Origin of the sequence: Streptomyces sp. NPDC088116 (assembly GCF_044741745.1) — a bacterium.
Classification (GTDB): Bacteria; Actinomycetota; Actinomycetes; order Streptomycetales; family Streptomycetaceae; genus Streptomyces.
The window spans coordinates 905,623-918,084 of record NZ_JBIUTF010000003.1; the positions used below are offsets into that span (position 1 = coordinate 905,623).

The 12,462-nt window shown below is 69.8% G+C and carries 9 protein-coding genes; 4 read left to right on the top strand and 5 right to left on the bottom strand.

What is annotated here, in order from left to right; translation table 11 throughout:
- Nucleotides 1-256: 256 nt before the first annotated feature.
- On the bottom strand, nucleotides 257-1,399 hold the full coding sequence (locus ACIOJD_RS16270) for an aminoglycoside phosphotransferase family protein (RefSeq protein ID WP_401913492.1): 1,143 nt from the start codon (nucleotides 1,397-1,399) through the stop codon (nucleotides 257-259).
- A gap of 232 nt (nucleotides 1,400-1,631) precedes the next feature.
- Here ACIOJD_RS16270 and ACIOJD_RS16275 point away from each other — a divergent pair, with 232 nt between their 5' ends.
- A complete protein-coding gene (locus ACIOJD_RS16275) occupies nucleotides 1,632-3,125 on the top strand; it encodes a hypothetical protein (protein WP_401913494.1) in 1,494 nt (497 codons plus the stop codon).
- A 121-nt stretch (nucleotides 3,126-3,246) separates the two neighbouring features.
- On the opposite strand, the gene ACIOJD_RS16280 is transcribed toward ACIOJD_RS16275, so the two are convergent.
- The 4 genes from ACIOJD_RS16280 to ACIOJD_RS16295 all read right to left on the bottom strand — a co-directional run bounded on the left by ACIOJD_RS16280 (nucleotide 3,247) and on the right by ACIOJD_RS16295 (nucleotide 6,995).
- Nucleotides 3,247-4,695: a PP2C family protein-serine/threonine phosphatase gene (locus tag ACIOJD_RS16280; protein ID WP_401913496.1), complete on the bottom strand. Its 1,449-nt coding sequence runs from the start codon at nucleotides 4,693-4,695 to the stop codon at nucleotides 3,247-3,249.
- 211 nt (nucleotides 4,696-4,906) lie between these two features.
- On the bottom strand, nucleotides 4,907-5,548 hold the full coding sequence (locus ACIOJD_RS16285; RefSeq protein WP_401913498.1) for a TetR/AcrR family transcriptional regulator: 642 nt from the start codon (nucleotides 5,546-5,548) through the stop codon (nucleotides 4,907-4,909).
- On the bottom strand, nucleotides 5,545-5,907 hold the full coding sequence (locus tag ACIOJD_RS16290; RefSeq protein ID WP_401913501.1) for a DUF1304 domain-containing protein: 363 nt from the start codon (nucleotides 5,905-5,907) through the stop codon (nucleotides 5,545-5,547). Before ACIOJD_RS16290 ends, ACIOJD_RS16285 begins: the two co-directional genes overlap by 4 nt.
- Before the next feature lie 227 nt (nucleotides 5,908-6,134).
- Nucleotides 6,135-6,995, bottom strand: a complete 861-nt coding sequence (locus ACIOJD_RS16295) for an endonuclease I family protein (RefSeq protein ID WP_401913504.1) — start codon at nucleotides 6,993-6,995, stop codon at nucleotides 6,135-6,137.
- 412 nt (nucleotides 6,996-7,407) lie between these two features.
- Here ACIOJD_RS16295 and ACIOJD_RS16300 point away from each other — a divergent pair, with 412 nt between their 5' ends.
- From ACIOJD_RS16300 to ACIOJD_RS16310, 3 genes are all read left to right on the top strand, one after another.
- Nucleotides 7,408-8,256, top strand: coding sequence for a family 16 glycosylhydrolase (locus tag ACIOJD_RS16300; protein ID WP_401913505.1), 849 nt, complete (start codon nucleotides 7,408-7,410; stop codon nucleotides 8,254-8,256).
- A 266-nt stretch (nucleotides 8,257-8,522) separates the two neighbouring features.
- The gene (locus tag ACIOJD_RS16305; RefSeq protein WP_401913508.1) at nucleotides 8,523-10,049 is read left to right on the top strand and encodes an RICIN domain-containing protein; all 1,527 of its coding nucleotides are present in this window, start codon (nucleotides 8,523-8,525) and stop codon (nucleotides 10,047-10,049) included.
- 89 nt (nucleotides 10,050-10,138) lie between these two features.
- On the top strand, nucleotides 10,139-12,334 hold the full coding sequence (locus ACIOJD_RS16310) for an RICIN domain-containing protein (protein WP_401913922.1): 2,196 nt from the start codon (nucleotides 10,139-10,141) through the stop codon (nucleotides 12,332-12,334).
- Nucleotides 12,335-12,462 lie beyond the last annotated feature (128 nt).

Consider the following 12,462-nt stretch of genomic DNA (forward strand, 5'->3'; position numbering starts at 1 on the left):
TTCCGGAGGATCCGTCAATCATTTGCCACAGAGGAGATTTCGCACGTCAACGCGGCGTGTCACGGAGTTTCGCAGCGGTGGCGCCCCGGCCTGCGGCGCGTCAGTGGAGTGAACCAATGAACGTACACGGATCGCTGAAACGCACGCCACGAGGCCTGGGTGAACGCGCTGCCCGCCCTGTGTGTCGGCACAGGGCGCGCAGCGCGGACCTTCCCCCGGCGGGGCCGACGGAGCACCTCATCGGCATGACCGGGCGTCAGCGGGTGCCGACCGCGGCCCGCACCGCGCGCCGCGCCATCGCGCAGTCGTCGTGCAGGCGCCGCAGCAGCAGCCGCTGCTCCTCGCCCGCCGACAGACCGGTCCGGCTCTGCGCGGACGCAGGCTGCGCCGAGGCCGCCCCCGGTCCGGGAGCCGGCGCCTCGCGCATCGCCCGCTGCACCGCCGTCTCGTACATCCGGATCTCCCGGGTCAGTACGAGCATCAGATTGACCAGGAAGGCGTCCCGCGCCGCGGGGCCCGCGGCCTGGGCGAGCTGGCTGATCTGCTTCCGCGCCGCCGGGGCGTTCCCCAGCACCGCCCACAGGGTCGCCAGGTCGTACCCGGGCAGATACCAGCCCGCGTGCTCCCAGTCGACCAGCACCGGGCCCGCCGGCGACAGCAGGATGTTGGAGAGCAGGGCGTCGCCGTGACAGAACTGCCCCAGGCCCGGCCGTCCGCCCGCCAGCCCGTGCAACAGCTTCTGCAGATCGCCCAGATCACGGTCCGTGAACAGACCGATCTCGTGATAGCGGGCGATCCTCGGCGCGTAGTCGAGCGGCGCGCCGAACATCCCGGCCGGTGGCCGCCAGGAGTTGAGCCGGGCGATCGCGCCGACCGCGGCCCGTACATCGGCGCGGGGAGGCGCCTCCACCGGATGGCGGGTCAGCGCCGCCGCGCGGCCCGGCATCCGTTCGATCACCAGAGTGCAGTTCTCCGGATCCGCCGCGATCAGCCGGGGCACCCGTACGGGCGGGCGGTGCCGGACGAACGAGCGGTACGCAGCTATTTCGTGCCGGAACCGTTCCATCCACACCGGAGAGTGGTCCAGCAGACACTTGGCGACCGCCGTGGTACGCCCGGTGGCGCCGACGAGCAGGACGGAACGCCCGCTGCGGCGCAGCACCTGGACCGGATTGAACTCGGGACAGATCCGGTGCACCGACGCGATGGCCATCCTCAGCTGCGCGCCCTGGGGGCCCGACAAGTCGATTCTCCCGCTGAGCGGTTGGGTGGCCGCCCCCGTCCAGCGCCGAGTCCGACCTGCGTGGGTGGGGTCGAGATACGGTCCGCTGCCGGCCGCGACCGTACGCGGCGACCGGGGCGGGGCGGACACGGAGGACGATGCTGTGTCTGTGTACATGGGCGATACAGATCCCTTCGTGTGCCGACGAGTTACGTGCGCCTCCCGCCCCGGCAGCAACCCAGCACCCTGGGGAGTACGTCCGGCTGCCGGGCCGGGGTGGCGCGTTCCTACTCGACACCGCCGCGCGGGTGGCACACCATCTGGCGGACCCTGGCGAACCCTGGCGAATTGTCGCCACCCCTCTCACCGGGAGCTACTGTCAAGTCAGCCGAGAACCTGGGGGCTTGACGTGAGCGGAGAACCCAACACCCGTCTGTCGGATCTGTTCGGCCTGGCCGGCTGGTCCAAGGGCGAACTCGCACGGTTGGTGAACCGGCAGGCGGCGGCCATGGGCCACCCCCAGCTGGCCACCGACACCTCGCGGGTGAGGCGTTGGATCGACATGGGGGAGACCCCGCGTGATCCCGTGCCGAGAGTGCTGGTAGCCCTGTTCACCGAGCGGCTCGGTCGTGTCGTGACCATCGAGGACCTCGGGTTCGTACGCAACGGGCGCGCGGGTGGACGACGGGACGCCGGAAACGCCGACAACCCCGACGCTCTCCCGTGGGCTCCCGACCGGACGGCAGCGGTCCTCACCGAATTCACGGGAATGGACCTCATGCTCAACCGACGCGGCTTGGTGGGCGCGGGCGCCGCGCTCACCGCGGGCTCAGCACTCACCGGCGCCATGCACGACTGGCTGCACTCCGACCCCGTACTCTCGTCCGACGCCCCCCGGCCCGACAATCCCCTGCAGGCCGAACCCGCCGGGTTCGACCGTTACGAGGCCGCCCCCATCGGGTCGCAGGAGATCGAGGCACTGGAGCACTCCGTGGGGGTGTTCCGCGCCTGGGACGCCGCGCGCGGCGGCGGACTCCAGCGCAAGGCCGTGGTGGGCCAGCTCAACGAGGTGGGCGGCATGCTCGCCTACCGCCACCCCGACCATCTCCAGCGGCGCCTGTGGGGCGTCGCCGCCAACCTCGCCGTACTCGCCGGCTGGATGTCCCACGACATCGGCCTCGAACCCACCGCCCAGAAGTACTTCGTCATCGCCACCCACGCGGCCCGTGAGGGCGGCGACCGCCCCCGCGCGGGCGAGGCCCTCTCCAGAGCCGCACGTCAGATGATCCATCTGGGCCGGCCCGACGAGGCACTCGACCTGATGAAGCTGGCCACGTCGGGCTCCGGGGAGGAGAACCTGCCCCGGACCCGGGCCATGCTGCGCACCATCGAGGCCTGGGCCGAGGCGTCCATGGGCCGGGGCCAGGCCATGCGCCGCACGCTGGGGGAGGCGGAGGACCTCTTCGCCTCGGACAAGGGCGACGTTCCGCCGCCCTGCTGGATGCAGATGTTCGACGAGGCCGATCTGCACGGCATGGAGGCCCTCGCCTTCCGTACGCTCGCCGATCACGAGCCCGCCGCGGCGGACGTCGCGCGGCGACACGCCAAACGGGCGCTGGAGTTGAGAGGCGAGGGCCGGCAGCGGTCCAAGATCTTCGACTACATCTCCCTGGCTTCCGCGTGCTTCATCGCGAACGATCCGGAACAGGCCGACCGTTACGCCCGGCTCGCGCTGGTGTCGATGGGGGAGACCTCCTCGCACCGCACCTGGGACCGGCTGCGGGAGATGTACCGGCTCACCGGCCAGTACGCGGGGAACGAACTGATCGACGATCTGCGTGAGGAGATCGAGCTGTCCCTGCCGAGGGCGCCGGGCAAGAGGGCGGGGAGCACCGACATCTAGGAGACCCTCTCTCAGAAGACCTCCAGGAGACAGCCCGGAGAGATCCGGGAGCGGTTCTCACCCAAGGTCCGCCGTTCACACAACGGCTTTCACACATCGGCTTCGCACACCGACAACACGGTCAGCCGCCGACCCTGGCCACCATCACACAGGCGTCGTCCGCGCGTTCGGCCTCGCTGAACTCCTCGACGATCGCCGCGGCACACTCCTGTGCGGTACGTGTCCCGGTCATTTGGGGCGCCAGCGCCAGGAGCCGTTCCCGCTCCGCCGCGCACCCGCCGCGCGTCAGCCCGTCGGTGTGCAGCACCAGCAGGTCTCCGGGCCGCAGTTGGATGTCGGCCTGCTCGTACGCGGCTCCCGAGGTCGCGCCGAGCAGTACGCCGTCCGCCGGTGTCAGCGCGCGCCCCGTCCCGCCGCGGAACAGCAGCGGGGCGGGGTGGCCCGCCTGCGCCCAGGCGAAGGTACGGGTCGCCGGGTCGTAGCGGGAGCAGAGCACACTGCCGAGCACGGGCCGTTCCGACGTGTCGAGCAACTGGTTGAGATGGCCCAGCAGGGCGCCCGGCTCGATGCCCGCCACCGCCATTCCCCGTAGCGCGCCCAGCAGCATCGCCATGGAGGACGCGGCGGCCACGCCCTGGCCGGTCAGCCCGCCGACGGTCAACAGGGTGTCGCCGTCGGGGAGTTCGAGCGCGTCGTACCAGTCCCCGCCGGTCGGGGAGCTCGACGCGGACCGCACATGGCGCGCGGCCAGATCCAGTGCGGCGGGACCGCTCCGCGAGAGCTGCAACGAGCCGCGCCAGGAGGGCAGTACGGCCTCCTGGACCTCGGCCACCAGTCGGTTCTCCGTCCGTGCGATGTGTTCCTCACGCCGGAGCGAGTCCCAGGACTCTCGCACCATCCGCTCGCTGCGGCGCAGTTCACTGATATCGCGCAGGACGGCCCACATGGAGGCCGTGCAGCCCGCGGTGTCGAGGACCGGCTCGCCCATCATGTGCACCGTACGGACCCGGCCGTCGGCTCGGACGATGCGGAACTCGCCGTCGATGGGCTTTCCGTCGATCAGGCAGTCCGTCACGATCGTGGTCAGCAGAGCCTGATCGTCGGGGAACACCAGGGATGGCAGTTCGTCCAGTGTCAGCGGCCCGCTCGCCGGCGCCCGCCCGAAGATCTCGTACAACTCCTCGGACCAGCTCACCTCGTCGGTCAGGAGATCCCACTCCGCGCTGCCGATCCGGCCGAGTGGCGATCCGGACTCGGGCGGGAATTCCTCCCGGCCGCAGGTGGGGGGAGCCACCTGCGGTCCCCGCGGGGGACTGTCGGGGCCGGGGCCGTCCGGTCGCCCGGCCTTGAGCTGATCCAAATGGGCACCCAAATTGTCCAGTTGGTGCACCGCCAGGTCGCACAGTGCCCGCTGCCAGCGCCACAGCGTGTCACCGTCGTCGACCGTGGTGTCCCTGCGTACGGCGTCCACCTCGCCACGCAGCCGACGGGTCTGCGTGATGAGCGCCTCCATCGTCCCCCGCTCGGGAGGCTGTGGGGCGGGACGGTCCGCGAACAGAGGGGACGGCATCTCGGACTCCGATACGGGCGCGGCACTGTCTTGTCTGGGTGATGGACCGTTACGACTGTTGCACAGGCACTCGCGGCCCGTAAGGCGTTTGGCAACACTCGATCCGGTGGTGCTTCTGGCATATGCCGCAGGCTCTGCGAATCCCGGCGCGCCAGTGGGTGCCAGTGAGTGCCGGGCGTTCCGGGCCCGGCGAAGACCGGCCGGACAACCCTCAGTCGACGGGCACGCGGTGGAGTCCCACCAGCAGCCGCCAGATCCGGGTCGCGATGCCCTCCGGGGTGTCCTCGATCAGGCCGTGCAGCCAGTCGGCCAGCATCCCGGAGAAGGAGGCGGCCACGGCGGAGGCGAACAGGTCGGGGGAGGGCGCCCCGGCCAACGTGCGCTCGGCGCGGCTGCGTTCCCGTAGCTCACGGTGGAGCAGTTCGCCCAGTGGCCCGCTGCCTCCGGGGCGCAGCAGCGTCCGGTAGAGCGCGGCATGGGGGGTGAGTTGGGTGAAGAACGAGATGAGCGCGGGCGGTGGTACGCGCGGGTCCGGGGTGCCCCGCCAGGCGTGCAGCGCGTCCACCGCGTTCCTTACCACCTCCGCGCAGGCGTCGACGGCCAGCGCCTGGAGGTCCGGGTAGTGCAGATAGAACGTGGCCCGGCCCATCCCGGCGCGGCGTACCAGCGAGGCGACGCCGACCTCCTCCAGCGGGCGCTCCATGCAGGCTTCGAGGAGCGCCTGTCGGAGTCTGGCCCGGGTCCTGGCCGTACGGGGATCGCTCGCCGCGGCACCGGTGGACGCAGGGCCGCCGGCCGCCGGGGGGCCGCTGGCCTGGCCGCTCGCGGGTGCGCCCGCCGGCGCGTCGCTCATCCCGCCACCACGACGGCGGCCAGGGCGATCGCGCCCGGCAGTGCCTGGGCGAAAAGGATGCGCGTGTTCGCGGTGGCCGCTCCGTACACCCCGGCGACGACCACGCAGATGAGGAAGAAGATCTGTACGCGGAACCCGGTCGGGTCGGAGACGATCAGCCCCCAGATCAGTCCGGCGGCCAGGAATCCGTTGTAGAGCCCCTGGTTGGCGGCGAGCGAAGCGGTCGCGCGGGCCATGTCCGCGTCGAACCCGGAGAGATCGCGGCCGGGCTTCCGCTCCCACAGGAACATCTCCAGCACCATCACATACACGTGGAACGCGGCCACCAGGCCGACCAGGACATTCGCCGCCATCTGCATGATCAAGATCCTCTGGAGTCACTGTAAATAGTCAGGTGTCCATGAAGTATAGGCATGTGTCCAGGAGTTGAGGGCCAGGGGGTCCTGTCTCCGGCCCGGGGCAGGCCGAAGCCCCCAAGGAAAACGTGTCCTTGGGGGCTTGGCCGGCGTATCCGCCGGGGTGCCGGGAGTGCGCTCGGTGCGATCCGCCGGGGGTCGAGGTCAGGTGCGGGGGTGCAGGGCCGCACTCACCAGATCGACTCGACCCACTCGGGGTGGTCGATGAACGGGTTGCGGTTGTGCTGGTACTGGTCGTATATGACCTCGTTGCGGTTCCGCTCGAACGAGTCCGGCGGGTCCTCGTCGTTCCACTGCTTCAGTACGGTCAGTTTCCCGATCGCGGGGGCGGAGCCGTTGTTGACCTTCTCGTTGGGCTCGAGGTCCGCGAAGGAGTCGTCGCCCTCGTACCGTACGGCCATGTACAGGATCATCCGGGCGACATCGCCCTTGACCGCGTCGCGCGGCTCGAAGGAGTCGGAGTCGGTGTAGTTGCCCGGGGCTCCGGAGACCGCGCTGCCGCCGTTGTCGAAGTCCTTGTTGCCGCGTGTGGAGTTGACGCCGACGTCCTCCGGGCGCAGGTGGTGGATGTCGGTGCCGGGGCCGGTCGAGGTGCCGAAGTCGCCGTGGGACTTGGCCCAGACGTGCTCGCGGTTCCAGTCGCCGGAGTTGCCGCCGTTGGTCGACTTGGACTGCGACCGGCCGGTGTAGAGGAGGATCACGTTCGAGGAGTTCGACGGATCCTCGTCCGTGTCCTTGAGCGCTTCCCAGACCTGCGCGTAGGAGAGCTTCGTCTGGTTCTTGATGATCGTGTGCAGGGCCGACTTGAGCTGGGTGCCGGTCTTGCCGAGCGCGCCCGTGTAGTACGTGTCGTCCAGTGCGGCCATGTCCGTGGCCGTGGTGGTGGCGGTGTTCGCGGCGGTGGCGGCGTTCACCGTCGTCGTCGCGGCCGGTGTGGCGGCGGGTGCGGCGGCCGCAGTGGTGGCGAACACCGCGGTGGCAGCGCAGAGAACCAACAGCGTTCGTCCTGCGGGACGTTGACGACGGGACATGGGGGGTGTCCTCTCCGGCGGGACCACCGTGGCGCACGGTCACTGGGTGGGGGACGGTGCGTTGAGTGGTCGTGAAGTAACGGTTCAGCGGGAGCCTTCCACAGAGACTGTGTCCCTGTGTGAACACCTCGTGTCAGTCATGTGCAGGTCAAGTTAGCGGCAAGGGTGGCCGCGTGGTGCCCGAATGTGACAGGTCTGCGTCCGTATGGATGGGTGGCGGCCGCATATTTGGTCAACTTTGGTCCAGACTAAGTTCTTGACGCCCCCTCATGCTCTCCCTTAAATCAAGTATTGAAAGAAGCGCTTGAGGTGGCACCTTCCCCAAGGGTCTGCCCCACGGCGTGGAATGTCATGCGCATGCCCCCCACGTGAAGTGATGTGATGACCTGTGCGAATTTCTCTGCGTCGCCGAATGGCGTTGTACACGCTCGCTCTGCTGTGCACCTCCGGCGCGATCGCCGCGGTGCCCGCCGGAGCGTCCGCGGCCCCCGATCCCCACACAGCCGCCGCGGCCGCCCCCGCGGCGGTGACGTTCGCCGACGAGTTCAACGGTGCCGCCGGGTCGGGCGTCGACGGCGGCAAGTGGCAGATCGAGACCGGCGACAACGTCAACAACCACGAGCGGCAGTTCTACACCTCCGGCAACAAGAACGCGGCCCTCGACGGCCAGGGCAACCTGGTCATCACCGCGCGCAAGGAGAACCCCGCCAACTACCAGTGCTGGTACGGCAGGTGCGAGTACACCTCGGCCCGGCTGAACACCTCCGGCAAGTTCACCTCGACGTACGGACGTGTCGAGGCCCGGATCAAGGTCCCGCGCGGCCAGGGCATGTGGCCCGCGTTCTGGATGCTCGGAAACGACATCGGCAACGTCGGCTGGCCCAACAGCGGTGAGATCGACATCATGGAGAACGTCGGCTTCGAGCCCAGCACGGTCCACGGCACACTGCACGGCCCCGGCTACTCGGGCTCGGGCGGCATCGGCGCCGGCTACACCCTGCCCGGCGGCCAGAAGTTCGCCGACGGCTTCCACACCTTCGCGATCGACTGGTCGCCCAACGCCATCACGTGGTCGGTCGACGGCAACGTCTACCAGCGGCGCACCCCGGCCGATCTCGGCGGCCGCAGCTGGGTGTTCAACAAGCCCTTCTTCCTCATCCTGAACCTCGCGGTCGGCGGCTACTGGCCCGGCGACCCCAACGGCAGCACCACGTTCCCGCAGCAGCTCGTCGTGGACTACGTGCGGGTCAGCACGAACTGACCCTCCCGGCAACGGAGCGTGTCGGTGGCGACCGACTGATCGAACAGCTCCCTCACGGGCCCGGACGGCACGTGTGCGGGCAGGGCGGCCCGTCGGCTCCGCCCTCGTCCACACACGTGCCGTCCGGCGTTCGGAGGGCCGCTCTCACCCGGCCCGATCCGACGGTCGGCGTCCACGGCGACCGTCAACACCCCGCCGACGGAGCCCGGTCACGGGTACCGACCCGCGCCGGAGCCGCCGACCAGACGAAGGACGGTGAACCGCGCATGACCCCCGCGCGCAGACCCTGGCAACTCCCCAGACCCTGGCAGCACTTACGATCCAGGAACCGGCTCGGCCCCGCACCCCGGGTCGGCCCCGGCACGCGGCCCGGCCCGTGGAAGCGGCTCGGATCCGGGATTCGGCTCCGCTCCCGCGGGCATCTGAGGTCCCTCGCCCTGACGGCCGCACTGCCCCTCGTGCTCGGCGCCTCGGTCGTCGCCGCGCCCGCTCCCGCCACCGCGGCCGTCGCCGCTGTCGGCTCGATCACGGGTCTGAACGGCGCGTGCGTGGACGTGGCCTCCGCGAGCTCCGCCAACGGGACACCGGTACAGTTGTACGGCTGCAACGGCTCGACGGCACAGCGGTGGGACGTCTCCTCCGACGGATCGATCCGCGCGCTCGGCAAGTGTCTCGACGTCAAGGACAACAGCACGGCCAACGGCGCGCAGCTCCAGCTGTGGGACTGCACCGGTGGCGCCAACCAGCGCTGGACGGTCTCCACGGCCCGCGACATCGTGAACACCCAGGCGGACAAGTGCCTGGACGCCACCGGCAGCAGCTCCGCCAACGGCACCCGCCTGCAGATCTGGACCTGCACCGGTGCGGCCAACCAGAAGTGGACCGCCCCCTCGGGCGGCGGCGGTGGCGACCCCGAGCCCGCCGGACCCATGGCGGTCGCACCGTACCTCTACAACGGCTGGGGCAGTCCGCCCAGTCCGACCACCGTCATGAACGCGACCGGCGTGAAGTGGTTCACCCTGGCCTTCGTGCTCAGCAACGGCTACTGCGACCCCCGGTGGGACGGCAGCCGGCCGCTGACCGGCGGTGTCGATCAGCAGACGATCAACACCGTGCGCGGCGCGGGCGGCGATGTCATCCCGTCCTTCGGCGGCTGGAGCGGCAACAAGCTGGAGAGTTCCTGCTCCAGCGCGGGTGAGCTGGCCGCCGCGTACCAGAAGGTCATCAACGCGTACGGCCTCAAGGCGATCGACATCGACATCGAGGCCGAGGCGTACAACAGCCCCACCGTCCAGCAGCGCACCGTGGACGCTCTGAAGGCCATCAAGGCGGCCAACCCCGGCATCAAGGTGTACGTCACCTTCGGCACCGGCCAGAGCGGTCCCGACACCGGCCTGATCAACCGCGCGGCCGCCGCGGGCCTCACCGTCGACAGCTGGACCATCATGCCCTTCGACTTCGGCGGCGCCGGACAGAACATGGGCACCCTCACCATCCGCGCCGCGGAAGGCCTGAGGACCGCGGTCAAGAACGCGTACGGATACAGCGACGACCAGACGTACCGCCGCATGGGCATCTCGTCGATGAACGGCATCACCGACGTCAACGAGACGGTGACCGTGGCCGACTTCCGTACCATCCTCGCCTACGCGCAGGAACACCACCTGGCCCGTCTGACCTTCTGGTCGGTCAACCGCGACCGGCCCTGCACCGGCGGCGGAGCCGACACCTGCTCCGGAGTGGGCCAGCAGGCGTGGGACTACACCCGCGTCTTCGCCCAGTACACCGGCTGACCGGGCGAGGAGACGCCATGAGAACACAGTCGTACGACGCCCGAGAACTCCGTCGCGGGCGGTACGGATTCCCGGCACCGGCACCGGCAATGGCCCGGTTCCCGCTCACACTCCTGCTGACCGTGGTCGCCCTGGTGACATCGCTGGTCGCCCTGCCCCAGCAGCCGGCGGCGGCCGGGACCGGGGCCAAGGCGGCCCTGCCCACCGGCTGGGTCACCGTCACCAACAAGAGCAGCGGCAAGTGCGTCGACGCACGCGCCGCCGCGAGCGGCAACGGCACCGCGGTGCAGCAGTACACCTGCAACGCCTCCCTCGCCCAGAACTGGAGCCTCACGGATACCGGCGGTGGCCATGTCCGAGCGGGCAACCGCAACGCCGACAGCCAGGTGTGGGACGTGACCGACGTCTCGGCCGCCGACAACGCGGCGATCCAGCTGTGGACCTACGGAGGCGGCAACAACCAGCAGTGGCTGCCGGTGGCGGAGGCGGACGGCGCGTACCACTTCGTCAACCGCAACAGCGGCAAGTGCCTCGACGTCCCGAGCGCCTCGGCCGAGGACAGCGTCCAGCTCCAGCAGTACACCTGCAACGGATCCGCCGCCCAGTCCTTCCGGGTGGAGGCCGCCGATCCGCCGGCGCCCCCCGGCACACCGGACCTCGGGCCCAACGTCGTCGTCTTCGATCCGTCGATGTCGGCGGCCTCGATCCAGAGCCGGGTGGATGCCACCTTCCGCCGGCAGGAGACCAACCAGTTCGGCACCGAACGGGCGGCGTTCCTGTTCAAGCCGGGCACGTACAGCGCCCATGTGAATGTCGGTTTCTACACTCAGGTCGCCGGTCTCGGCCTCTCCCCGGACGACGTCGACATCCGCGGCTCCGTGCATGTCGAGGCCGACTGGTTCCCACCGCAGAACGCCACCCAGAACTTCTGGCGCAGCGCCGAGAACCTGTCCGTGACTCCCACGAACGGCACCGACCGCTGGGCGGTCTCGCAGGCGGCCCCGTACCGCAGGATGCACGTCCGCGGCGATCTCGCGCTGGACGACGGCGGCTGGGCCAGCGGCGGATTCATGGCCGACACCAAGATCGACGGTCAGGTCAGGTCCGGCAGCCAGCAGCAGTGGCTGTCCCGCAACACCGAATGGTCGAGCTGGAACGGGTCCAACTGGAACATGGTGTTCGTCGGCGCGCGCAACGCGCCCGCGAACAGCTTCCCCAACCCGCCCTACACCACGGTCGACCAGACCCCGCAGGTACGGGAGAAGCCGTTCCTGTACGTCGACAGCGCGGGCGCCTACAAGGTGTTCGTACCCGCGCTGCGGAACAACTCCCAGGGCACGACCTGGTCGGGCGGCGCTCCGGCGGGTACGTCGCTCCCGCTGGACCAGTTCTACATCGCCAAGCCCGGTGCCACGGCGGCGGACATGAACGCCGCGCTGGCGGCCGGGAAGAACCTGCTGGTCACCCCCGGCGTTTACCACCTCGACCAGACGCTGAAGGTCACCCGTCCCGACACCGTCGTCCTCGGGCTCGGCCTCGCCACCCTCATTCCCGACAACGGAATCACCGCGGTGTCGGTCGCCGATGTGGACGGGGTGAAGGTGGCGGGCCTGCTCATCGACGCGGGCCCGGTCAACTCCCGGCGGCTGATGGAGGTGGGAGCCGACGGGGCGAACACGAGCCACGCGGCCAACCCCACCTCGCTGCACGACGTGTTCTTCCGCATCGGTGGGGCGGGCGTCGGGAAGGCGACCACCAGTCTGGTGGTCAACAGCCGCAATGTGATCGGCGACCACATGTGGATCTGGCGCGCGGATCACGGCAGCGGGGTCGGCTGGAACACCAACACGGCGGACACCGGGCTGATCGTGAACGGCGCCGACGTCACGATGTACGGCCTGTTCGTCGAGCACTACCAGAAACATCAGACGATCTGGAACGGCAACGGCGGCAAGACGTACTTCTACCAGAACGAGATGCCGTACGACCCGCCCAACCAGGCGGCCTGGATGAACGGCGCGACGCAGGGATACGCCGCCTACAAGGTGGCCGACTCGGTGACCAGCCATCAGGCGTACGGACTCGGCAGCTACTGCTTCTTCAACGTCAACAACGGCGTGACCGCGGAGCACGCGTTCGAAGTGCCCAACAACGCCAATGTCCGCTTCCGGAACATGGTGACGGTGTCGCTGGGCGGCACGGGCACCATCCGGCATGTGATCAACGACAGGGGAGGACCCTCGAACTCGTCCACGAACGTGGCCAATCTCGTCAACTACCCCTGAGGTGCGGTCCTGACGTGCCGTGGTGACACGCGGCCGTCGCGTACGGTCGTGGGGGGGGGGGGGGCGGCGGCCCCCCCCCCCCCCCCCCCCACCCACCCCCCCCCCCCCCCCACACCCCAGCAGAACTA